Annotated in this window: 10 protein-coding genes; 3 read left to right on the top strand and 7 right to left on the bottom strand. The window is 74.2% G+C overall.

Annotated elements, in window-relative coordinates; translation table 11 throughout:
* The first annotated feature begins 210 nt into the window (after positions 1–210).
* Positions 211–3,318, top strand: coding sequence for a hypothetical protein (locus ACZ6EM_RS03555; RefSeq protein WP_465771530.1), 3,108 nt, complete (start codon positions 211–213; stop codon positions 3,316–3,318).
* An 82-nt stretch (positions 3,319–3,400) separates the two neighbouring features.
* Here the strand turns inward: ACZ6EM_RS03555 and ACZ6EM_RS03560 are convergent, their stop codons facing one another.
* Together ACZ6EM_RS03560 and ACZ6EM_RS03565 are read right to left on the bottom strand one after the other, a co-directional pair.
* Positions 3,401–3,994, bottom strand: coding sequence for a hypothetical protein (locus ACZ6EM_RS03560; RefSeq protein WP_465771531.1), 594 nt, complete (start codon positions 3,992–3,994; stop codon positions 3,401–3,403).
* A gap of 334 nt (positions 3,995–4,328) precedes the next feature.
* Positions 4,329–5,873 (bottom strand): FMN-binding glutamate synthase family protein, encoded by a 1,545-nt coding sequence (locus tag ACZ6EM_RS03565; protein WP_465771533.1) that lies wholly within the window; start codon positions 5,871–5,873, stop codon positions 4,329–4,331.
* A gap of 242 nt (positions 5,874–6,115) precedes the next feature.
* Between ACZ6EM_RS03565 and ACZ6EM_RS03570 the strand changes: the two genes are divergently transcribed.
* Entirely contained in the window at positions 6,116–6,766 is a 651-nt protein-coding gene (locus ACZ6EM_RS03570) for an NAD(P)-dependent oxidoreductase (RefSeq protein WP_401055069.1), read from the top strand.
* Positions 6,767–6,982: 216 nt separating this feature from the next.
* Complete coding sequence (locus tag ACZ6EM_RS03575) at positions 6,983–7,750, top strand: SpcZ (RefSeq protein WP_465771534.1); 768 nt, start codon at positions 6,983–6,985, stop codon at positions 7,748–7,750.
* A 68-nt stretch (positions 7,751–7,818) separates the two neighbouring features.
* On the opposite strand, the gene ACZ6EM_RS03580 is transcribed toward ACZ6EM_RS03575, so the two are convergent.
* From ACZ6EM_RS03580 to ACZ6EM_RS03600, 5 genes are all read right to left on the bottom strand, one after another.
* Positions 7,819–8,691, bottom strand: a complete 873-nt coding sequence (locus ACZ6EM_RS03580; protein WP_401051843.1) for a TauD/TfdA dioxygenase family protein — start codon at positions 8,689–8,691, stop codon at positions 7,819–7,821.
* A 33-nt stretch (positions 8,692–8,724) separates the two neighbouring features.
* On the bottom strand, positions 8,725–9,420 hold the full coding sequence (locus tag ACZ6EM_RS03585; RefSeq protein WP_465771535.1) for a hypothetical protein: 696 nt from the start codon (positions 9,418–9,420) through the stop codon (positions 8,725–8,727).
* Complete coding sequence (locus tag ACZ6EM_RS03590; protein WP_452178554.1) at positions 9,383–10,432, bottom strand: GSCFA domain-containing protein; 1,050 nt, start codon at positions 10,430–10,432, stop codon at positions 9,383–9,385. The genes ACZ6EM_RS03585 and ACZ6EM_RS03590 overlap by 38 nt, the downstream gene beginning before the upstream one ends.
* Before the next feature lie 204 nt (positions 10,433–10,636).
* Complete coding sequence (locus ACZ6EM_RS03595; RefSeq protein ID WP_465771536.1) at positions 10,637–20,107, bottom strand: amino acid adenylation domain-containing protein; 9,471 nt, start codon at positions 20,105–20,107, stop codon at positions 10,637–10,639.
* Complete coding sequence (locus tag ACZ6EM_RS03600; protein ID WP_465771566.1) at positions 20,107–24,267, bottom strand: non-ribosomal peptide synthetase; 4,161 nt, start codon at positions 24,265–24,267, stop codon at positions 20,107–20,109. The genes ACZ6EM_RS03595 and ACZ6EM_RS03600 overlap by 1 nt, the downstream gene beginning before the upstream one ends.
* Positions 24,268–24,934: the final 667 nt, after the last annotated feature.

The following is a 24,934-nucleotide window of genomic DNA, read 5'->3' on the forward strand; positions in this document are numbered from 1 at the left end:
GCAGGCGCAAGGGTGAAGGGCGCCCATGCGACTGTGCACACATGTTCGCAAATCGGAAGTGTGAGCCGGATCATGACATCGCACAAGATGTACGACCACAACTCGCGGAACGACGCCGCCGGCGTTTACTCCCTTGCGGGGAACGGGAATTGAACCGACGCACAAGCCCCGCGCCCACTGGCTGTCAGCACGCTCTGCCAGGATGTCGGCGTGCCCGACTACGACCTGACCCGCCTCGGGTCCCGTGCTTTCGAACAGATGGTGGTGGCCCTTGCCCGGAGGGTTCTCGGGCCGGGCGTCCAGGCCTTCGGCGACGGACCCGACGGTGGCCGGGAAGCGACCTTCGAGGGAACCATCCGCTGGTCGGCGGCATTCTCCGGGATCGCTTCGACGCCCGAGGTCTGGACGGGTTTCACCGTCCTGCAGGCGAAGTTCCAGGTGAAGCCGAAGTCGACCCCGCAGGCCAACGGGCTGTGGCTGCGGGAGGAGATCCGCAAGGAGATCGACGGCTGGGCGGACGCCGCCGCGAGGCACTCCCGCACCCGCCTCCCCGACCACCTGGTCTTCGTCAGCAACGTCGAACTGTCCTCCTCCGCCCGAACCGGCGGGATCGACCGGCTCAACGCCTATGTGGCGGGACGGCTGGCGGACATCGCACGATCCGGCGTCGGCCTGGCGGTCAAGGGGTTCATGATCTGGCACGCCGACCAGCTCAGGTCCATGCTGGACGCCGACAGGGACGTCCGACACGCCTTCCCGTCACTGCTCAGCGTGGCCGATGTGCTCGCCATGCTCGGACCCAGGACGACGGGACCCGGCCCGCTGGAAGCGGAAGAGTCCATCCCCGGAGGAGCCCCAGGACCTCTGACGCGGCACATCGACCAGCTCACGGACCCGTTCGAGCTGGAGGTCCACCGCGCCATCGCCCCGTCGACGGACGAGATCGTTCCCGCACTGCCGGCCTACGTCGAGCGAGAGCACGATCTCGTTCTGGCCGAGGTCGCCGCGCGGGCGGTGGCGGGGAGCAGCAGCCTCGCCGTACTGGTCGGTGACTCGTCGACGGGCAAGACCCGCTCCTGTTGGGAGCTGATCCACCGGCTCCCGCCCGGATGGCGTCTGTGGCATCCGATCTCGCCCAGCCCCGCCGAAGCGCTGCTGGCCGATCTGCCGCACGTACCGCCTCGCACGGTGATCTGGCTGAACGACCTTCAGCAGTACCTGCTGACGCCACCGGGCGGTGTCGGTTCCCGGGCCGCCGCGGCGTTGCGGGCGCTGCTGCGCCGGGAAGGCGCCGCCCCGGTCCTGGTCCTGGCGACGATCTGGCCCAGGGAATGGAACGAGCTCACATGCCCGCCGGGCGGACTCGGCCAGGATCCCCACGCCCAGGCCCGCGCACTGCTCCGCGGCCACGACATCGAGGTTCCGGATTCGTTCAACGCGTCCGATCTGACGAGGCTGCGAACCGAGGCAGCCGGTGACTCCCGGCTCCGGCGGGCGCTGGAACGCGCCGAATCCGGCATGATCACACAGTACTTGGCCGGCGCCCCGGTCATCCTGGAGCGCTACCGCCATGCCCGGCCCGCGGCAAGGGCCCTGATGGACGCGGCCGTCGACGCCCGCCGCCTCGGCCTCGGATCACCGATTCCCGAGGAATTGCTGGAACGCGCCGTGCCGGGCTACTTGACGGACCACCAGTGGAACTCGGTCGCGGACGACTGGTTCAGTACGGCACTCGCCTATGCCACGGCGCCGTGCCTGGGGGCGCCCGGCCCGCTCACCCGCATTCGACCGCGCCCGGGGGACGCGGCTCCCGAGCGGCCGCGCTACCGGCTCGCCGACTACCTGGAGCAGTCCGGCAGGGCACAGCGGGAGGACGGCGCCGGCACGGCCTCCCTCTGGGACGCCCTCGTCCTGCACGCGCCCGAGGCCGACCGCCCGGCCCTCGCCGCGGAGGCCGCGGACCGGTTCCTCTACGGCCCGGCAGTCAGGCTCCGCGCCGAGGCGGTCGCCAACGGGGACGCCGCTGCGGCCCGCGCCGTCGCCGAGCTCCTCGCCGAAGCCGGATTCCACCAGGAAGCCACCGACCACTACGTCACGGCCGCCTATCGAAGTGACATCCCGTCCATTCACGACGTCGCGAGGGGTCTTGAGGACACCGGAGCGGAAGACATGGCCGCGCATGTCTGGGAGATGGGGGTCGATCTGGGCGACGATCACTCCCGGGAAGCGCGTGCGAGGGCCCTGATCGCTCAGGACGAGGCGGATGCGGCACTCCCCTACCTGGCGGACGCGGTCACGGGCGGATCCGTGTCGGCCCTGCTGACGCTCGCCGACCTCATGGCCGACACGCGCGGCCCGCGGAGCGCCCCCGAATGGATCCAGCGGCAAGCCGCCGAGAACGAAGGATCGTTCGCGCGGGCAGCCGGAACGTGGCTGCTTCGCCACGGGTTCACCGACGATTGCTACGCCCTCCTGCGGAAGTCGATCGCAGTCGGATCGGATCCCGACCTTCCGTGGATCACGGCCTTCCTCTCCGGGACGCGGGAGGAACGACGGATCGACGAACTCCTCCACCATGCCGTCACCGCCGAGTTCGAAACGGATTCCTCCGGACTGGACTGGCTCGCGGAGCAGTCACTCGTCGAACCGGCCCTGGAGTGGTTGCGCGGGAGGACGGCCTCCGATGCGCTCGACTCCCCCGGGACGATTTCCCGTGTCCTGTGGCACGTCGAGCGGCACGAAGAGGGGATCGCCCATCTCATCGGAGTTCTCGACCCTGACGACACCAGCCAGTTGCGGCACCTCGCCAGTTGGCTGAAGACGTCGGGGCGGTTCGACGAGGCGTACGAGTTGGACCTCCGCGCCGCCGAACAGGGCCACCCCGACGCGATGTCCGGTGTCGCACAGTGGCTGGAAACGCGGGGACACCACGCGGAAGCACTGCGGGAGTACCAGCGCGCGGTTCGGGCGACGGCCCGGGCGGTGCACACCAGCAGGCATCTCTCCGTTTGGGCGATCGCCGCCCTGCTCGAACGGAAGTTCGGGGCGCCGGGAGAAGTGATCTCCGACGTACCCGATCCGATGGACCGGGCGATCCACCTGCTTCGAGCCGAGGCAGGACCCCGCGCGGCCGAGGAATGGCTCCTGCGACAGGCTGAGGGCGGGCACCCCTCGGCGCTGGGCCGGGCCGTCGAGCTGCTCGCTTCCGAGGGGATGGAGGAGAAGGCCGACCGCCTGCGACGGTACGGGATCCAGCCGGGCGGCCTCCTCGCAGCGCCGTGGTCACCACCGGTTCTGGACATGGAAGCCCTCGACTGACGCGCCGGCCGCACGGTGCCGTGGCCCCGGGTCCTCGTCCCACCCGGGCGAGGACCCGGGGCCACGGGGCCGCTCGGGAGGGTTACACGGGGAAGGGCCAGGTCGGGCACCACGGCCAGACGATCTGGCCGGGGAGCGGCGGGCCCCACGGCGGGCAGGCCGGGAGGGGCGCCGGGGTGGACGGGGCGGAGGTCCACAGGACCTTGCCGTTCAGGACGACCGCGATCGCGCCCTCGTTGTAGATGGCCAGCTCGGCGCCCGGGCGGCCGCCCGTCTGGCTGTTCCACAGCGGCGTGTTGGCGGCGGAGTACACGACGAGGTTGCCGTCGCCCTGCATGACCAGCACGTTGCCGTCGGGCATGGCGCCGGGGGCCACCCAGACCGGCTTGTTGTCGCGGTAGAGCACGACGTTGCCGTCGCCCTGCATGGCGAACATGACCCGGCCGTCCGGCGAGTACCAGGCCTGGTTGCGGGAGATCGCGGTGTTGCCCGGGATGCGGGTGGGCGTGGACAGCGCCGCGACCGCGGCGGGCGCGGCGGCGGGCGTCTGGGCGACCGAGGGGGCGGCCGGGGACGGCGCTGCCGCGGCGGCGTGGGCGGTCCCGGCGGTGAGGGTGGCGAACCCGACGGCGGCGACGGCCGCCAAGGCGGCGGCCCGGGTACGGAGAGTGGTCATGGCAGGCTTGGGATCCTTCCGGACGGGGACGGCGAGCCACGGGGGCCGCCGTTCTGACGGCGCGTCATCCTGGTCCTGCGCGCCGGGCGCCCAGGCTATGGCGGCCGTCCCGGGAGGCTGCGGCAGATCGACCGGCAGCTTCCCGGCACCCCCTCGGGTCCCGGTGGCGCCCCTCCGCCCCTTGCGTGCCGACGGCTCCCGGCGGTCCCTCACGTCCCACCGGCCTCCCGCCACCCCTCGCGTCCCGCCGCCTCCCGGCCCCTCGCGGGCCGGCTGGTCGCCGGCCCGCGAGGGGCCGGGAGGCGGATCCCGTGGAGCCGCTCCGGGCGGTGCCTCAGACCGCCGGCTTCCGGGAGGCGGCCGACTCGCCGGTGAGGAGCGCCGTGATCTCCTCGGCGAGGTGCGGGCCGAGCTCGCCCCAGCCCTCCTTGTAGCCGTAGACACCGGCGAGGGTGCGGGCCTCGTAGTCGCCGTTCATGATCTCGAAGTCGTCGGCCGTGATGAGTGCCGGGTGGGCGACGCCGACGGCCGCCGAGACCTTCATCAGCTCCTTGCGCAGGGTTCGCAGGTAGGAGGCGGCCCGGTCGGCCTTCGAGGCCGGGTCGATGCCGCGGGCCAGCCACGGGTTCTGGGTGGCGATGCCGGTGGGGCACTTGTCGGTGTGGCACTTCTGGGCCTGGATGCAGCCGATCGACAGCATCGCCTCACGGGCCACATTGATCATGTCGACGCCCAGGGCGAAGGCGACGGCGGCGTTCTCGGGCAGGCCGAGCTTGCCGGAACCGATGAAGGTCAGCACGTCGGTCAGCCCCAGCTCGGCGAAGGTGCCGTAGACCCGGGAGAAGCCCATTCGGAACGGCAGCGACACCGAGTCGGCGAACATCCGCGGCGCCGCCCCGGTGCCGCCCTCGCCGCCGTCGATCGTCACGAAGTCGACCCCGCGGTCGCCGCGCGCCATCAGCGAGGCCAGCTCCTGCCAGAAGCCCATCTCGCCCACCGCGCTCTTGACCCCGACCGGCAGACCGGTCTCGGTGGCGAGCAGTTCGACGAAGTCGAGCATCGAGTCGACGTCGCCGAACGCGGAGTGCCGCGACGGCGAGGCGCAGTCCTGGCCCTCCGGGATGCCGCGGATGCCGGCGATCTCGGCCGTCACCTTCGCGCCCGGCAGCATCCCGCCCAGCCCCGGCTTGGCGCCCTGGGAGAGCTTGATCTCTATCGCCTTGACGGGCGCGCCGGCGACCACCTCCTTGAGCTTGTCGAGGTTGAAGGTGCCGTCCTCGTTGCGGCAGCCGAAGTACGCCGTGCCGAGCTGGAGGACGAGGTCACCGCCGTTGCGGTGGTACGGCGAGAGGCCGCCCTCCCCCGTGTTGTGCATCGTGCCCGCGAGCGCCGCCCCCTTGTTGAGCGCCGTGACGGCCGCGCCGGAGAGCGACCCGAAGCTCATCGCCGAGATGTTCACCACGCTCGCCGGCCGGAAGGCCTTGGCGCGCCCGCGCGGCCCGCCCAGCACCTTGGCCGAGGGCAGCGGGGCCTGCGGGTCGTGCGCGTCGGGCAGCGTGCCGGCGAAGGTGCGCTGCTTCAGGTAGGCGTGCCCCTGGACGTGCTCGACGTCGACCTCGGTGCCGAACCCGAAGTAGTTGTTCTCCTCCTTCGCCGACGCGTAGATCCACGTGCGCTGGTCACGGCTGAACGGGCGCTCCTCCTCGTTGGAGGTCACGATGTACTGCCGCAGCTCCGGCCCGATCGTCTCCAGCAGGTACCGGGCGTGCCCGACCACCGGGAAGTTCCGGAGCAGCGCGTGCCGCTTCTGCACGAGGTCGCGGGCCGCCAGGAGGGCCACCGCTGTGGCGGCGGCCGCGCCGATCTTCCGGGCTTGCATGGACGTTCCTCCTCGATGGACGGCTCCACCGCCGGGCGGTGGAGCCGTCGTGTCGTACGGGGTGCGGGACGGCGGGGACACGGCCAACCGGGCAGCAGCTCCGTCGAAGAATGCGACATGATGGTAAAAGGCCGCGCCGAACCTCCTGCGACCAGGGGGTGTCAGCGCGCCTTCCCGGGCGACGACGGCACGCTGGCTAGCGTGGTGCCTCCACCCGATGCCCGGTCCCGAGGAGACCCGCCATGGCCAAGATCGCTCTGTACGGCGCCACCGGCATGATCGGCAGCCGCATCCTGCGCGAGGCGCTGGACCGCGGCCACCACGTCACGGCCGTCGTCCGCGACCCCGGGAGGCTCACCGAGAAGCGGCCCGGCCTCACCGTCACCACCGGCGACGTCCTGGACCCCGCTTCGGTGACCGCCGCGGCCCGGGGCCAGGACGTGGTCGTCAGCGCCGTCGGCGGCAGTGACGGGCCCGGTCACCTCGCCACCATCGCGCCCTCCGCCGAGTCCCTGGTGGCCGGGCTGCGTTCGCTGGACGGAAAGGCCCCGCGGCTGATCACCGTCAACGGCGCCGGTTCGCTGCGCACACCCGACGGAAAGCAGGTGTGGGACGCCGAAGGACTGCCCGAGCCCCTGCTGCAGATCATGCACGCCCACGGCGACGCCCTCGACTTCTACCGCTCCGTCCACGACGTCCGCTGGACCTGCCTCAGCCCCGCCGGACAGATCGAGCCCGGCGAGCGCACCGGCACCTACCGCACCGCCCTCGACGACCTGGTCGTGGACTCCGAGGGCAGGAGCCGAATCTCCGCCGAGGACTACGCGGTGGCCCTCGTCGACGAGATCGAGCAGCGGAACCACGTCGGCGAACGCTTCGCCGTCGGCGACTGAACCCCGCGCTCCGCCCGCGGTATCCGACCGGTGGCGGCGAGAGCGGGTCGGGCCGAGGTGCGGGCGCACCGGGAACCCCTCCCCCGCCGTCTGCGCGCCTGTACGATCTCCTCACCGGAGCGGCCGGTGAAGCTCCGCTTCTCCACCGCTCCAGCGGACTTCACCGGTTCGGCGTTCTCGCCCGGGTCGGGGACGAGCCCCTGAGGAGCAGAGCGGATGACCACGCCCGAGACCTTCGCGGTCTTCTACTCCTCCCTCGGCACCCTCGCACCGGCCCCGGTCGGGGCGGCGGCGCCGGGTGGGGGGCCGGCCGTGCCGCCCTGGCTGGCGCAGGTGTCGGAGGCGCTGTTCGAGGGCATGGACGCCGACGCGGCGCGGGCCTGGGCACGCCGTGTGCGCCGGGAGATGGAGCGGCTGAACGGCAGGGTGCCCTTCAGCGTGGTCCACGACTGGTACCGCTCCGCCGTCGGGCCGGTGCTGACCGAGGCGAGCGCACGGCGCGGCGGGTCCGTCGCGCAGCACCAGCGCGTCCAGGCGCTGCACGCGGACGCCCTGGGCGGCGGTCGGGTCGACGAGGGCACGTGGCGCGCGGCGCTCGAACCGGAGCTGCGGGAGCTCTTCCACCACGCGTACCCGTACGCCGAGGCCTACGCCGCGGCCGCGGCCGCCGCCGGCTCCTACGCGCTGGCGAACGGCTACGACGCGGCCGAGGCCGCCCAGTACGGCGAGACCTACGCGGAGCTCAACACCACGGCCAACGTGCGGGCCCATGCCGACGCGAACGCCCTGGCCAACGCGGCCGCCGTGGCGGCCGCGTACGCGGCGGCGGACCCCGCCGCCTACGCCGCGACCTGGCCGTCCGCCCGGGTCCGCGCGGTGGTGCTGGTGCACGCCGACCGGCGGGACGAGCGCGGCGAGCGCGCCACCTGGGCGCGGCTGGCCGACGGCCTCGCCGCCTGCCTGGCCCGCGCGGAAGCCGCCTGACCCGGAGCTGAGCCCGGCACCCGGGGTCCGGGTCCCGGACCCGGGCTCAGGTCCGGGCGCGGACCGGATCAGCCCTTGAGCGGCCCGCCGTTGATCGCGACCCGGCGACCGTAGCGGGTGTGCGGGTGGTAGTCGTACGTGGCGTGGTGCTGGACGCAGCGGTTGTCCCAGAACACCAGCGTGTTGGGGCTCCAGCGGATGCGGCAGCTCAGCAGGGGCCGCTGGGCGGGCAGCGCGCAGAGCAGGTCGAGCAGGGCCCGGCTCTCGTCGGGCGACAGCTGGGGGATGCGCGCGGTGTAGGCCTTGTTGACGTAGAGGATCCTGCGGTCGGTGTCGGGGTGCCGCACCACCAGGGGGTGTTCGCTCTTGGGAATCACGTACCCCTCGGGCGGGGTGTAGCCCTGGAAGGCGACGAGGCCGTCGTGGATCGCGGTCAGGCCGTCGAGCAGCTCGCGCATCGTCGGGGACAGCATCTCGTACGCCAGGTGCATGTTGGCGAACAGGGTGTCGCCGCCGCTGCCCGGTTCCGGCACCCGGGTGATGTGGAGCATCGACCCGAGCGAGGGTTCGGCGTCGGCGGTGCCGTCGGCGTGCCAGCCGTTGCCGGCGACGTTGTCCGCCTCGGCGCCGGTGCTGATCTCCAGGATGTACGGATCCGCGTCGACCGGGGGCGGGTTGACCGGGCGCAGTTCGCCGAAGTGCCCGGCGAAGCGCTTGTGGTCCTCGTCCGTCAGCTCCTGGTCGCGGAACACGAGGACGTGGTGGTCGAGGAACGCCTGCTTCAGCTCCGCCAGTTGATCGTCCGACAGTTCCTTCGAGAGGTCGACGCCGGAGACCTCGGCGCCGATCACCGGAGTGACCGGGTCGACCGTGACGGTCCGGTACTCCTTGGCGGGCCTGGTGGTGACGGCCCTGACCGCGTCCAGCTCGTACTGCTCCATGACCTGCTCCTGTGGTGGGGGGATTCGGTGTCGTCACAGCCCGCGTGCCAGCAGGTCCGCGAGGACCAGCCGGCCGAAGGCCAGGTTGCCGTGGATGGAGTCGTCGGCCTCGCACAGCTCGGGGCGCTGGAAGCCGTCCGGTCCGGTGGTGCGGGACCGGAGGTCGACGAGCTCGACGCCGAGCGCGTCGAGCGCGCTTCGGACCGTTTCCTGCGCGGCCGTGAACACCACCGGGTCGGACTGCTCCGGTACGCGCTGCGGCGGCAGCACGGCCAGCACCCGCAGGCCGAGGCCGAGTGCGTGGCGGTAGAAGGCCAGCGCGTCGCGGACGGTGGCGCGGACGACGGCGTCGAACAGCGGCCCGGAGAGGAAGCCCGGGGCGAAACCGCCGTCGCGGCCACGGTGGAGGTGCCAGTTCTCCCGGGTGGCGACGAAGTGCGCGCTGAGGCCGAAGGTGGACACCAGGGGGACCGTGAGGTGCCCGAGGCCGTCCGCGTCCAGGCCGGCCAGGAAGCTGCGGTAGTGGGCGTCGGCCTCGGCCTTGTGGAACACCACGTCGTGCTCGCGCGGCGCGAAGAAGTCGTCGGTGAACTCGCGCCCGGCACCGATCGGGCCGCCCTGGAAGGGGATCCGGGCGGCCTTCGCGGCTCGTCCGATCGGGCCGGCGTGCGAGTCGCCGAGCAGCAGGAACCTAGCGGGGGCGGTAGTAGTCGAGGACGGCGTCGTCACAGGTGTCCACCCCCTTCGGTCCCGCGGCCGGCGTACCGGTTCGGACCGGTCGCGGATCCGCCGAGGGCCGCGACAGCCCGGCCATGAAGTGGCGCATCACGAAGTCGACGCCCTCGGAGGTCACTTCACGCAGGTTCGGCGCGTAGAACCTGCTCCGGAACGGGAGGCCGGTGATGAGTTCGTACGACGGGAAGTAGTCGACGTCGTCGAGGTCCTCGGTCAGCTGCCCGGCCACCGTCCGCAGCAGCGACTTGGAGTAGGTGTTGGCGGTGAGCGCGTGGCCGCCGGTCGCGGTCGCGGTCAGCGGAACCGGTGAGACGGTCAGCAGGACCCGCAGCCGCGGATTGGCCTCCCTGGCCAGCGCCACGGCGTCCGTCAGGTCGCGGCGGACCTCGTCGAAGGTGAACCGGTGGAGGACGTGGCGGTCCGGGTCGAAGGTGCCGCGCACGGTGCCGGGGCAGGACGGCAGGACGGTGCCGTCGGCGCGGTCCCGCCACGCCTCGGTCAGGCCCAGGGTGAAGATCAGGCAGCCGGCTTCCGTGACGGCCTCACGGATGGCGGCGAGGGTCGTCCCCCGGGCCGCCAGCATCTCCTCGGCCGAGGCGTGGCCGCCGGGTTCGACGGACGGACGGCAGGGGTCGTGGTACCTGCCCTCGTCCAGCCACGCCCCGGTGGGCGGGGTCGTGCGGCCGAAGGCCCAGGAGAGCCACTGCCGCAGCACGGCGGCGGTGTAGATGTTTCCGGTGCGGAACGAGAACACCCCGTAGTGGCGGGCCCTGCGCTCCTGCTCGGTCAGCCCCGGCGGGGCCGGCTCCGCGTCGCACCAGTTCATGCCCTGCTCCAGCAGGGCACGGCCGATGTGCGCGGCGAAGCAGGACCCCGCGGTGAGGATCGGCTCGTCCTGCCCGATCGCGAACGCGGGCGTCCAGAGGTCGTCGATGGCGAGCGGGTCCGGCTCGGCCACGGCGGAGCGCCAGAACGAGCGCGCCGGTAGTGCCTGGTAGGGGTTCACGGGGGATGGTCTCCGATGGGTCGGACGGCGGCGGTCGAAGGAGGCGCGGGTGCGGAACGGCTGAGGGGCTGGGGCTGGTGCTGGTGCGGACCGGGCCTGCGGCCGCGCCGGGCGACGCCGGACGTCACCGGGCGACGCCGGGCGCCCCCGCCGGCGGTCCGGGCCCGATGCCGCCCGGACCGCCGGTGCGGGGAGCGCGCCGGATCACGCCCGGGGGTGGTCGGCGCGGTCCCCGGGCGGGTCGTCCGACGCCTCGGCGATCGCCGCCGCCACCGCGTGCACATGCGGCGGGCGGACGATGCCGTAGTGCGTCGTGTCGAGCCGGTGCCAGGTGCTGGGTTCCGGGAGGTACGGGCGCCACAGCTCCCGCTGCCGCTCCGGCGACCCCGCCCAGGGAAGCCCCTCCACCGGCCGCCCGGCCAGCCACAGCCGGCTGGGCGTGGCGCTCAGCATCGGCATCCGGTAGTCGGCCATGCTCCGCAGGTTGGCCCGGCAGCACCGGACCAGACGTTCGGCGTAGCCGTGGGCCTCGGGCCCGGCCGGCACCGACCCGCCCTGGCCGAGCTCGTGCGAGAACACCGCCTGGAGCTGCGCGTCGTCGTACTCCTGGAAGAGCCCGCCGGAACCGGGCGGCGGCGGGTCGATCAGGTGGACGCCGTGGACCGGCCGGCCGATCGCCTCCGCCTCCGCGGCCATCCCCATCACCGCCCAGGCGCCGAAGGACCAACCGGCCAGGTGCAGCCGCCGGGTGCCGTCCGCGAAGCGTGCTCGCAGGGCGGCGGCGTAGCGGCGGGCCCGCTCGGGCAGTGTCCAGTCCGCGGTCCCGGGCCGTTCCAGCGCCGGATCGGCGATCAGACAGACGGTCGGCCGGGGGCCCAGTGCCGACACCAGGGACCGGTAGGCCTGGATGTCGCCGCCGACCGGGTGCACCAGGCACAGCACGTCGGTTCCGGTGCCCTGCTGCCAGATCTCGGGAACCACGCCCTCCGTGGCGACGGCCCTGGCGGGTGTCGCCTCGGACAGCCGGGTCAGGATCTCGCTGAGGGAGACCCGGTGGCTGAGCCGGGACAGTTCCAGCTCGACATCGAAGTGACGTTTCACCAGGCCGATCAGGTCGAGCAGGGTCAGCGAGTCGGCGCCCAGGTCGTAGAGCGGGGCGTCGGGATCGATGCGGTCGAGATCCAGCCAGTCGCACAGCCGGTCGCGGAGCAGGGCGGCCACGCCGCCGTCTGCCGTCTCGGCCGCCACGGTGCCTCCGGCGGACACCGGCGCGGTCCCGGCGGACGGCACCGTCCCAGTGGGCAGCGCAGGAGCGGGCGGCACGAGGGCCCCGGCGCCGGGCGCCGAGTAGAACGCGCGGGATGCGTGGAGGTCGGTGGTGGAGACCAGCACCTGCGGCAGTTGCAGTCCCATGGCCCGCGCGAACACCCGCTTGCCCTCGGCCACCGTCAGCCCGACCGACAGGTGCGCCCGGTGGCGTGCGTCGGCCCGCGGCGCGCGCAGCGCCATGCCGGCCTCGCTCCACACGTCCCAGTTCACGCCGAGCCGGACCGTGCTCCCGGCGTCACCGGACGACCGGTACTGGGCGAAGCCGTCGAGCAGGCTGTTGGCGGCCGCGTAGTCGAACTGGCCGACGCCGCCGAGCTCCGCGGACATCGACGAGCAGTACACCGCCACCGGCGGCCGGTAGCGCTCGATCACCTGCTCGACCAGCAGGGCGCCCTGCAGCTTGGCGGCGGACGCCCGCCCCATCGCCTCGGCGTCGCGCCGGGCGATCAGCCCGCCGCTCGCCACCCCGACGGCGTGGATCACGCTGTCGAGACGGTCGGTGCGGCGGCCGATACGGGCCATCACCTCCTCGGGCGCCGACTCGGTGAGATCGGCTTCGACCAGGTCGACCCGGTCGGCCCAGGGCGTCAGCTCCTCCGGCAGCCGCGGACTCCTGGCCAGCAGCAGGACCCGGGCGCCGCCGTTCTCCAGCAGCCAGCCGGCGATGCTGCGGCCGATCCCGCCGGTGCCGCCCAGGACCAGGTGCACGCCTCCGACAGGCAGCCCGACGGGGCCCGCGCCGGCCGTGGACACCGGCAGCGTGACCTGTTCCCACCAGTGGCCCTGGCGCAGCGCCAGCCGGCGCGGAAGGGCGGCCGCGGCCGCCGGGGGCGCGGCCTCGGCCAGCAGTGCCGCCAGCGGTACGGCCCAGTGGGCGGGGTCCGCACCGGGGACGTCGACCCAGTGGCCCGCCCCGGTTCCCTCCTGGGGCGCCACCTCGGCGGCACCGGCCAGCAGGCCCGCCTCCGGCCGCTCCACCGGGCCGTCCACCGGCCTCGCCCGGTACGACAGCCACCACGGCCTCAGCCGCAGTGGCCCGGCGGCGTCGGCCACGGCCCGCAGCAGTGCGGCCGGCGTGTCCAGACAGGCCCAGCGGGCCCGGGCCAGGCTGTCCCGGCCGACCGGTCCGCCGATCCCCAGCGGCAGCGCGTGCACCCAGTCGATGCCGTCCTCGCCCGCACCCGAACCTGTGCCCGTACCCGTACCCGCCAGTGCGTCGAGCAGCCGACCGAGCGAGGCGGGGTCGGCCGGGTCGACCTCGTAGACGTCGTCGCTCCGCCGGGCGAACGCCCCGGCGGCACGGACCCGCACCACCCGGGCGTAGGCGGCCTCGAAGGCGCGGACCGCCTCCGGGGGCGCCGGTCCGTCCGTGAGCAGCACCAGCGGCCGGGAGGTCCGCGAGCCGATCGCCGAGCCCGCTCGGCGCAGCCGCGCCCAGTGCGGCTGGTGCAGCCAGGCGTCCTCCGGAAGGCGCCGCGGAACGTCGGCGGCGGCCGGGCCGGCCGGGTCCGGGGCCGTCGGGACGGGGGCCGCCGGGGCGCGGGGGAAGTCGAACTCCGCCAGCGCGAAGGCCGGCGGCGGGAAGTCCCACGGTGCCTGGGCAGGGCCGGCGGGCCAGTCGATCCGCTCGCCGGACAGCCAGGCCGCGGCCGTCTCCTCGGCGGTGAGGCCTTCGCTCGAAACCGGTGCCCCCGCGCGGGCCTCCCCCGCTCCCGCGTCCGTGATCCGGCCCGCGCCGCGCAGCCAGGCCACGGCGGCGGAGGCGTCGGGGCAGACCGCTGCCAGCCGTCGGCGGCGTGCGGGACGGCCCGCCTGGAGGTGGCGCAGCACCTGCGGATAGGCGGAGGGCCGGGCCTCCAGGTAGTCGGCGATCCGGGCGGCGTCGACGCGCAGGCCCGCTTCACTGCTGCTGGAGAGCAGCAGGCAGGGAGGCACCGGGGTGTCCGGTGCCGCGTCGCCCGCCGTCGGGCCCGCTGTGCCGGTCGTCCCGGGGGCCGGCCGGTCGGCCTCCAGGACCGCGTGGGCGTTGGTGCCACCGATCCCGAAGCTGCTCACCGCCGCGATCCTGTCCCGGTCCGCGGGCCAGGGCCGGGCCTCGGTGGGGACGTAGAACGGCGTGGGGTCGGCGCCGAGCTGCGGATTGAGGGCGTGGAAGCCGACGTTGGGCGGGATCACGCCGTGGTGGACCGCGAGCGCGGCCCGTACCAGCCCGACCACGCCGGCCGCCGCACCCAGGTGTCCTATCTGGCTCTTGACCGAGGTCAGCGCGCAGTGGCCGGACCGGTCCAGGTCGAAGGCCTGGCGCAGGGCGCCGACCTCGACCGGGTCGCCGAGCCGGGTGGCGGTGCCGTGGGCCTCGACATAGCCGAGGTCGGCGGCGCCGCGGCCGCTGCGGCGCAGGGCGGCGCGGATCACCTCGCGTTGCCCGGCGAGCGAGGGGGCGCTGTAACTCAGCTTGTCGGAGCCGTCGTTGTTCAACGCCGTGCCGGTGATCAGGGCGTAGACGGTGTCGCCGTCGCGTCGGGCCAGCCGGAGCGGCTTGAGCACCACCGTGCCGACGCCGCTCGCGCCGATGGTGCCGCTCGCGTCGTCGCTGAAGGGCCGGCAGCGACCGTCCACGGAGAAGATGTGCTGCGGCCGGTAGCGGTATCCGCCGGTCAGGGTCGGGTCGACCAGGACTCCGCCCACCAGCATCACCTCGGCGTCGCCCTGGCGCAGCATCCCGGCGGCGACGTGGACGGCCACCAGCGAACTGGCGCAGGCCGCCTGGGTGGTGAAGGCGGGCCCCGTCAGCCCCAGGTGGTAGGCCGCCTTGGTGGCGAGGAAGTCCTTGTCGTGGTGCAGGGCCAACTGGAAGCCGTCGGGCAGGCGTTCGGGGTCGGCCTCGCGGAGCATGGACTGGAAGTAGGTGCTCTCACCGGCTCCGGCGACCAGGCCGACGCGCGCACCCGACGGGTCGGCGATCCCGGCGTGTGCCAGGGCCTCGACACAGCTCATCAGCAGGTGCCGCTGCTGGGGGTCCATCAGCCGGGCCTCCTGCCGGCCGATGCCGAAGTGGTCCGGGTCGAAGTCCAGGGGGCCGTCCAACTGGCTGCGCGCCCCGACCAGGCCGTCGGCGGCGTCGAAGTGCTCGATGCCGGTGCCGCCCGTGGTGACCATCCGCCAGAACGCGGCGAGATCGGACGCGCCCGGAAGCCGTACCGCCATGCCGACGACCGCGATCGGCTCGTCCAGGGCGATCGGGCCGACGGTGGGGGCCGGCGGCGCAGCGGCGGCGGCGGCGGAGGCCGCGGTGGCGGCGGTGGGGCCCGCGGTGGCGGTGCGTGGGGATCCGTCGTCCGCGGCCGTTGCCGACCGGTCCAGGAAGTCGGCCAGCGCCCGTACGGTGACGTGTTCGAACAGGTCGGCGACGGTGAAGCGCAGGCCCGCTTCGGTGGTGCAGCGCAGCTGGAAGCGCATCAGGCCCAGGCTGGAGGCTCCGGCGTCGAAGAAGGTCTGCCCCGGGTCGATCGCCAGGCCGGTGACCGCCTCGAACGCCTCGGTCAGCAGGGCCTCGCGCGCCGACAGGCCTGCGGCGCGGGCCGTCGGGCGGCGCAGTTCCCGCCCGGCGGAGCGCAGCGCGCCCCGGCGGTCCAGCTTGCCGCTGGGGGTCCTGGGCAGCTCCCCCATCACCCGGAAGCGGGCGATCCGGACGTGGCCGGGCAGCATCGGCGCCAGGTGCGCGGTGAGGTCCTCGACCGTGGGCGCCTCCCCACGGCATTGCAGGCAGGCCACCAGTTCCTCACCGTCGCGGACCACCACGGCGTTGACGACGTCCGGGTGCCGCAGCAGGGCCGCCTCGACCTGTCCGGGCTCCAGCCGATGTCCGCTCAGCTTGATCTGGTCGTCGTCCCGGCCCAGGAAGTGCAGCCGGCCCTGCCGGTCGAAGCGGGCCCGGTCGCCGCTGCGGTAGCACAGGCCGAGGCCGGGCAGCTCGACGAAGCGCGCGTCGTTGAGCGCCGGGTCTCCCAGGTAGCAGCGCGCCGCCATCGTGCCGCCGATCAGCAGGGTGCCGGCGCGGCCGGGGGGAACGGGCTCGTCGGCCTCGTCGACCACCGTGAGCACGGCGTTGGCCACCGGTCGGCCGATGGCGGGACGCTCCGGCCACAGGGCCGGATCACCGTCCAGGCACAGGCTGCTCACCACGTGCGTCTCGGTCGGGCCGTAGTGGTTGAACAGCCGGGCGCCCGGCAGGCCCGCGAACCAGCGGCGGATCGCCTCGGTGCACACCAGCTGCTCGCCGGCGGTGACCACCTCCCGCAGCCGCGAGGGGTAGCGGCCCAGGTGGACGCCGTGCTCGGCGAGGAGCTGGAGTGCCACGTAGGGCATGAAGACGCGCTCCGCACCGGCCGTCTCCAGCTGCTCCAGCAGCGCGGGGGCGTCCTGCCGCCAGCCGGGCCGGACCAGGTGCAGGCAGCCGCCGCCGCACAGCGTCCCGAAGACCTCCTGGAAGGACACGTCGAAGGAGAGCATGGAGAACTGCTGGGTGGCCGCCGGGGCCGCCAGTCCTCCCGACTCCGCCTGCCACTGCAGCAGGTTGCACAGGGTGCGGTCGGACACCTGCACGCCCTTGGGGACACCGGTGGAGCCCGAGGTGAACAGGGTGTAGAGCGGTCGGGCGCCGCGGTGCGCCGGGGCGGCGGGTGCGGTGGGCGCGGCGGCGGGCGCGGCCGCCGCGGTGGCGGGTGACAGCACCACCGGATGGCGAGCGACGCGGCCCGGGTCGACCGCGTCGAACTCCGGGTCACCGCCCGGGGGCAGCAGCACGCACAGCGGCTCCACCTGGTCCAGCACCTGGCGGCGCAGGGCCGGTGGATAGGACGGGTCGAGCGGCACGATGGTCACGTTGAGCCTGGCCAGCGCCAGCAGCGCCACCACGTGCTCGACCGACGGCCCCAGGTGCAGCGCGACGCAGCACGGACGGTCGTCCCCGTCCGGCAGCGGGTGGTCGGCCCGCAGCTCGGCGGCGAGCGCCGCCGCGTGGGCGTCGAGTTCGGCGTAGCTCACCGGTCGGCCGTCGGACATCAGGGCCGGTGCGTCGGGGGTGCGGGCGACCTGCCGGGCGAAGCCCTCGGCCACCGTCGTCCAGGCCGGCACCGTCGGGGCGCCGCGACCGGGTTGCGGCAGTCCGCGGCGGTAGGGTGCCGCGAGCTCGGCCGGGGTCGCCGTCCCGCCCTCGGCCAGCAGGTCGAGAGCCCGCCGGAACAGGCCCGCCATCGCCGCCACCTCGGCGGCGTCGAAGCGGTCGTCGGCATACTCCCACAGGCAGTCGAGACCGCCCTCGCGCTCGACCACGGACAGCGTCATCGGGCACTTGGCCTCGGCCGGGGCCCACCACAGCGGGCGGGCGGCGCAGCCGGGCAGGGCCAGCGCACCGAAGTCGGTGTTCTCCAGGACGAACAGGTAGTCGAACGGGGAGTCGCCCCGGGCCGGCTCCCGGTCGGCCAGGACGTCGGCCAGCGCCACGTCCTGGCGGTCCAGCACCCGGCGGGCTTCGGCGCCCTGGCGCAGCAGCTGGCCGCGCAGCTCCTCGCGGGGCGCGACGGCCTGCGGCAGCAGCACGGTGTTGGCGAACATGCCGACGCTGCCCTCGAACTCCTGGACCGGCCGGTTGGCCACCGGTGCGGCGATCCGCGGCCTGGCCGCGCCGGTCACCCCGTACAGGCTCCAGGCGAAGACGCCGAGCAGCAACTCGAAGCGGGTCATGCCCAGTTCGGCGCAGATCCGGTCCACGGCGGCGCGCCGCACGACGTCCAGCGAGGTGTGCAGCAGGCCGGCCCGGGAGAAGGGCGGGGCTCCGGCCCGGTCACCGGGCTCGTGGTCCACCGCCTCCTCCGACCGGGCGTAGTGGGCCCGCAGTTCGGCGCGCTGGGCCAGGTAGGTGGGGCCGGCGAACCAGTCGGCCTGCCAGGCGGCGTAGTCGAGCGGGGTGGGCACCGGGGCGGTGTCCGTCCGCCGCGAGGCCTCGGCGGCGCCGCCGAGGGCGTGCCGGTAGCCGGACGACAGGTCGTTCAGCAGGACGTTGAGCGACCAGCCGTCGACCGCGATGTGGTGCAGATGGAGCAGCAGCACCCCTCCCCCGTCCTGCGGCAGCCAGCGGGCGCGCAGCATCCGGGGGCGGGCCAGGTCGAACGGCACGGCGAAGAAACGTTCCGCCATGGCGCGCGCATCGTCCTCGCCGCCGATGCCGACCACCCCCGGGCCGGGTTCGGCCCGCAGGCCGGGTTCGGTCCAGGGGTCGTACGGGTCCCCGACCAGCTGGCGCAGGCCCTCGGGCGCGGCCTCGAAGGCGGTGCGCAGGGCCGCGTGGAGCCGCACCAGCTCCCGCAGCGAACCGCGCAACGCGTCGGTGTCGACCGGGCCGTCCAGGCGGAAGGCCAGTTCCACCGCGTAGGCCCGGGAGCGCGGCGCCCGCTGCTGCAGCAGCCACAGGCGCTGCTGCTCGCTGGTGGCGGACGCCGAACGTGCCCGGGTGGGGGCGGGCGGCACCGGGTACGGCGAGTCGGCGGCTCCGGCCTCCGCCACCGCCCGGGCGATCCCCGCCACGTCCCCGGTCAGCACACGGGCCTGGGGCAGTTCGCAGCCCCAGCGCCGGCGCACCTCGAAGCGCAGCCGCAGCGCCTTGAGCGAGTCGCCGCCGGAGGCGATCCAGCGGTCGTCCAGCCGCAGGTCCGGCACCCCGAGCACCTCGGCCGCCAGGGCCAGCACCTCACGCTGCCGCGCGGTGACGGCCGCGGCGCCCGGACGGTCGCCCTCCGGGCCGCGCCAGGGCCGGTCACTGCGGCGCAGCAGGGCGGCCCGGTCGACCTTGCCGTTGGCGTTCAGCGGGAGCGCGTCCACGAGGTGGATGTGATGGGGCCTCATGTAGCCCGGCAGCCCGGCCGCCAGATGGCGGTCGAACTCCTCGAACGGGACCTCCTCCCCGAGCACGACGAACGCCAGCAGCTCGTTCGGGCCGTCCTCCCCGAGCCTGCGGGTGCACACGTACGCCTGCCGCACCGCCGGATGCGCGACGATCTGCCGCTCCAGCTCGCCGGGCTCGATCCGGAAGCCGCGGACCTTCACCTGGCGGTCGGCGCGTCCGACGTACTCGACCAGGCCGTCGGCGTCGGCGCGCACCAGGTCGCCGGTGCGGTAGTGCGTCGTGCGGCCGTCGTCGTACCAGGGCAGCCGGACGAACCGGCGCTCCGTCTCCTCGGGCAGCTTGCGGTAGCCGGCCGCGAGACCGGCGCCGGACAGATGGAGTTCGGCCACCTCCCCGGGCGCCGCGACCCGGTCGCCGTCCGGGGCCACCAGCACGGCCCCGGTCCGCGGCAGCACCCGTCCGATCGGCACCAGGTCCCCGTCGAAGTCGCGCGGGATCGGGTGGCACAGCGCGAAGGTGGTGGCCTCGGTGGGGCCGTAGACGTTGTGCAGCCGGGTGGGGGCCGCCGCGTTGTGCCGGTACCAGCGGCGGATCAGCCGGGCGTTGAGCTGCTCGCCGCCGACCAGCAGCTGTCCGACCCCGGCGAAGCAGGACGGCTCCGTGTCCACCACCGCGTTGAACAGGGCCACCGTGACGAAGGCCGTGTCGATGCGTTCCCGCAGCAGGGCGGCGGCCAGCCGGTGCGGCGTCTGAACGGCCTCGTCACCGAGGACGACGCAGCAGCCGCCGGTCAGCAGCGGCACCCAGACCTCGAAGCTCAAGGCGTCGAACGCCGGATTGGACAGGCAGGAGTAGCGGGCTCCCTGCTCGATGCGGATGTACCCCGGGCTCGCCAGCCGCAGGATGCCGGCGTCCCGCACCTCGACTCCCTTGGGGCGGCCGGTCGTGCCCGAGGTGTAGAAGAGGAAGGAGACCGGCGCCCCGGTGAAGACCGCCTCCCGGTCGCCCGGTCCGGCCGCGAGCAGCGCCGCCGCCTCCAGCGGGCGCACCCGACCCGGCAGGTCGTCGGGTGCCGTCCCGCCGTGGACCACGGCCACGCTGGACGAGTCCGTCAGGATGTGGCGTCGGCGTTCCGCCGGGCTCTGCGCGTCCAGCGGGACGACCAGGGCGCCGAGCCGCAGGACGCCCAGCATGACGCAGACCAGCTGCCAGGAGCGCGGCAGGCAGACCGCCACCGCCTCACCGGGGCGGACGCCGGCACGGCGCAACCCGTGGGCCACCGCCGCGGCGGTGGCCTCCAGGCCCGTGTAGTCCAGCCGGACGTCGCCGTCGACCAGCGCGACGGCCCGGGGGGTGCGCAGGGCCTGCTCGTGCACCGCCAGGGCGAGGCCGGTGGCCGTGGGCGTGACGGGGGCTGCGCTCACGGCGCTCTCGGCGGGCATCAGGCCTCCCCGGCGGACGCGGCGGACGCGGCGGACGCGGCGGACGCGGCGGACGCGGCGGACGGTTGTCCGGGTACGGGTTCGGCCGGGGCGGGCGGGGGCACCGGATGGCGGTCCAGCTCGGCCGCGATCAGCTCGGCGATCCGGGGCACCGCCGCGCTCTCCAGCAGGTCCCAGTGGCCGCCGGCGACCGGCTCGACCAGAAGGCCGCCGCCGGCGCGCCGCTGCCAGAACGCGCGTACGGCACGCGCCAGTTGCTCCTCCTGTTCCCGGTTCGCGTTCCCGCCGGCCGATGCGTCCCCGGCGGCCTCGACCAGCACCAGCCGGGCCGATGAGGGCGGCGTCCGGTAGTCGCGGGCGGTCATCCGGTTGTGGTTGTAGATGCGGAAGTACCGGTCGACCTGCTCGTCCTCGATCCCCGGGTACATCCCGTTGAACCTGATGAGCTTGTCGCGGAATTCGGCCATCGGCACGGGCTCGATCGAGGCGAGCTGCTCCGTGTCCTCGGTTCCGTGGGTGTCGAGCAGCACCACGCTGAACCGGGTGTGCCCGGCCTGGGCCAGTCGGCGCCCCATCTCGTGGGCGACCAGGCCGCCGTAGGAGAGACCGCACAGCACCAGCGCCTCGTCCGGACGGGGGTCGACCAGCGCCAGGTACTGCTCCGCCATGGCCTCGACCGTGGGCAGTGGCGTCTCCCCGGGGTTGATCCCGGGCGACTGCACCCCGAGGACGCCGACCCGGTCGGGCAGCGCCGCGGCCAGCGGCAGGTAGCAGAAGGCGGTACCGCCGGCCGGATGGACGCAGACCACCCGCTGTCGTCCGTCCCCCCGGCGGAACTCGACCAGGTTGCCGTCCGGTGCGCCCGACGCCCCCGCCCGGAGCCGTTCGGCCAGGGCCTCGATGGTCGGGTTCTGCACGAGGTCGCGGATCGGCAGGGTCTCGCCGAACTCCTCACGGACGGCCAGGGCCACCTTGATGGCGGATATCGACGTGCCGCCCAGATCGAAGAAGTTGTCGGATATCCCGATGCCGGGGTGGAGCAGCACCCGCCGCCAGATGCTGTGCAGCGTCATCTCCACGTGGTCCCGCGGGCTCGCCGTGTTGACCCGGGCACCGGTCGCGGAGCGGGCCGCGTCCAGCAGCGCGGCGCGGTCCGGCTTGCCGCTGCGGTTGAGCGGCAGCCGCGGCAGTTCCACGAAGAGCGCGGGGATCATGTAGTCCGGCAGCCGCCGCGCCAGGGCGGCACGCCACTCGTGCGGTCGGCGCGGCTCCGCGTCGCCCCGGCCCAGGCCCGCCACCAGGCGCAGCTCGCCCGCGGCGTCGCGATCGGCCAGCACCACCGCCTCCCGCACGCCGGGGAGGGCCAGCAGCGCGGCCTCGATCTCCCCCGGCTCGATCCGGAAGCCGCGCAGTTTGACCTGGTCGTCGCCGCGACCGAGGTACTGGGCGTTGCCGTCCGGAAGCCAGCGGGCGAGGTCCCCGGTGCGGTACAGGCGTTCACCGGGCGCGAAGGGGTCGTCGACGAAGCGCTCGGCGGTCAGGTCCGGACGGTGCAGGTAGCCCCGGGCCAGGCTCGCCCCACCGAGGAAGACCTCGCCGGTCACCCCGGTCGGCACCGGCCGGAGCCGCCGGTCGAGCAGGTAGAGGCGGGTGTTGTCGAGGGGGCGGCCGATCGGGCACGGCCGGTCCAGCGGCCGCGGGTCGGTGTAGGCGGTGCTGTACAGGGTGGCCTCGGTGGGCCCGTAGCCGTAGCAGACGCGCAGGCCGGGCAGCGCCTGCTGGATGCGGTGCAGCGCCTTCTCCGGGAGGGACTCCACCCCGGTCAGCAGCTGACGGAGCACCAGCCCGTCCAGGCGCGCCTCGGGGTCCTCGTCGATCCACGTGACGTAGGACGGCGGCAGGAAGGCCTGCACGACGCGGTGCTCGCGCATCCAGCCCAGCAGTTCCTCCGGGTCGCCGCGCAGCTCGTCGGGGACCAGGTGCAGCACGGCGCCGGTGGTGAGCGGCATCAGCAACTCGTGCACCGAGGCGTCGAATCCGATGCTCGACCAGGCGGAGGCCGCCTCGCCGGGGGTGGCCCCGAAGCGCGCCAGCCAGGTGTCGAAGAGGTTGAGGACGCTGCCGTGGGTCACCGCCACGCCCTTGGGGCGGCCGGTGGAACCGGAGGTGTGGATGACATAGGCGAGCTGCGACGGCCCGACGGTGATCCCCGGTGCGTCGTCGCGCTCCGCCTCGGCCTCGACCGCCCGCACCGGCTGCCAGCCCCCGGGCGGCACGTCGGCGTCGCTGAGCACCAGGGCCGGCGCCGCGTCCTCGACCATCGCGGCCAGCCGCTCGACCGGCTGCCCCGGGTCCAGCGGCAGGTAGGCGGCGCCGGCCTTGAGGATGCCGAGGACGCCCACCACCAGCTCGGTCGAGCGCCCGGCGTGCAGGCCGACCACCTGGTCCGGGCCGACGCCGCGGGCGATCAGCGCGTGCGCCAGCCGGTTGGCGCGGCGGTCGAGCGCGGCGTAGTCGAGCCGCTCCCCTGCCCGGACCAGGGCCGGATCGGTGGGGCGGGTTCGGACCTGGGCCTGGAAGCGCTCGACCAACCCGGCCGGGGCGGCAGCGGCGGGCGTCACCGACCCGTCGGCGCGGTCGTCCCGGTCGTCCCGGTCGTCCCGGTCGTTCTGGCAGGTGCCGTCGTCCCGGTGGGCCCGGTCGGCGCCGCTCCACTCCGACAGCACCCGGCGGCGCTCCTCCTCGTCCATGAGTTCCAGCTCGTCCACGCCCAGGTCGGGCCGGTCGACCAGCTGGGCCAGTACCCGGAGCAGATAGCCCGCGTAGCGCTCGGCCGTCGGGTGGTCGAACAGCGCGACGGCGTAGTCCAGATGGCCGACCACCCGGCCGTCGTCCTCCTCCGCCAGCGACAGGGCCAGGTCGAACTTGGCCCCGGCGTACGGGATGCCGAGCGGCTCGACCTCGATCCCGGGCAGGTCCAGCAGGCCCTTCCGGGAGGGCTGCCAGGCGACCATGGTCTGGAACAGCGGGGTGTGGGCGGTGCTGCGCGGCGGGTTGATCAGCTCCACCACCTGCTCGAACGGCAGGTCCTGGTGCTTCAGGGCGGCCCGCAGCGCGCCGCGCACCTGCTTCAGCACGGCCGACCCGGTCGGCGAGTCCGCCAGGTCGACCCGCACGGCCAGGGAGTTGACGAAGAATCCGATCAGGTCGGAGAAGGTGCCGCGGCGGCGGTTCGCCGTCGGGACGCCGACGACGATGTCGGTCTGCCCGGTCAGCCGCGACAGCACCACGGACCAGCCGGCCAGCACGGCCGTGAACAGGGTCCCACCCTGCCGGCGCGCGAGCGACGTGAGGGCGGTGCCGAGTTCCCCGTCGATGGAGAGCGGCACCCGGCCGCCGCGGTGGTCCTGCTCCGGCGGGCGGGGGCGGTCGGTGGGCAGTTCGAGCAGGGCCGGGGCGCCGGCGAGGGCTTCCCTCCAGTGGGCGCACTGCACCGCCGGTTCGTCCCCGCACGCCCACTCCCGCTGCCAACGGGTGTAGTCGGCGTACTGCAGGGGCAGCGGCGTCAGCGGGGAGTGCGCGCCGTCACGGAAGGCCGTGTACAGCGTTCCGAGTTCGCGCAGCATCACGGTCATGGACCAGCCGTCGAAGACCGCGTGGTGCAGGGTCAGCAGCAGCACGTGGTGCTGCTCGGCCAGGACGATCAGACGGCCGCGCGCCAGCGGGCCGCGGCTCAGGTCGAAGGGCGTGTCGGACTCCGCGCGCTGCAGGGCGGTGACGCGCGCCCCGGCGTCCGGGAGCCCGGTCAGGTCGTCCACCGCGAGGGTGTAGCCGGAGTCGGGCGGACCGATCAGCTGGTGGAGGCCGTCTCCGCCGGCGACCAGCCGGGTGCGCAGGACCTCGTGCCGGGAGACCAGTTCGTCGAGCGCACGGGCGAGCACCGCCCGGTCGAGGGTTCCGCGCAGGGTGAAGGCCAGGGTCTCGTTGTACGCGGCGTTGGCGCCGTCCAGCTGGGACAGCGCCCAGAGCCGTTGCTGTCCCGGCGCGGGCTCCGGGAGCCGGACCCCGGCCGCCGCCGGGGTGTCGGCCCCGCGCGCGGGACGCGTGTCCGCCTGGTCGGTGGTGGTGCCGTGGGGCTCGTACGTCTCCGACAAGGCCAGACCTTTCCTGGGGGAGGGTCGTTGCAGGGATCGACGGCGCGGTGGCGGTGCGTGGGGGGGAGCGGCCGTTGACCCCGGTGGTACGGATCGGATCGCCTGGGCCGAGGCCCCCGATCGGATCGCTCGGGTCGCTTCGAACGCGCGCGGAACCCCGGGGTGACGGACGGTCGGCATCCGTTGGAGCTCGGGCGGTCCAGGGCGGCCCACAAGGGTGCCCGTGAAGCCGGCGATGACGACGTGCAGTGGATCAACGCCTCTGGATGCATAGTTAAGATGACTAATTCGGCCGGGGCAAGAGCCTGGATCTTCTTCCCCTGCCCGTCCGCGCGCCCGCCGTCACCGGAGCACACCGGTCCGTCACCGGAGCACGCCGCCCGTCCATCGCGTTGCCCGCACGAGCCGCGATCAAGGATGATGCTCCGCCGTGACGTATCTCGTCCTCGGCCTGCTGGGCATGCTCGCCTTCGCCGCCGTCCTCAGGTTCCGCAGGAACAGGGCCCGGAACTGGGCCCGGACCGAGTTCGACGCGCCCACGTACGGCATGGCCCCCCGCGACCGGCTCGACCCGGGCCGCGCCGGTCCGCCACCGCCCCCGCACCTGCGCCAGGAGTCCCTGGCGATGGCCGAGGCGGCCTGGGCCGGGGACTGGAGGCCGGCCGCCGCGTAC

The organism is Kitasatospora sp. NPDC041917, assembly GCF_055589745.1.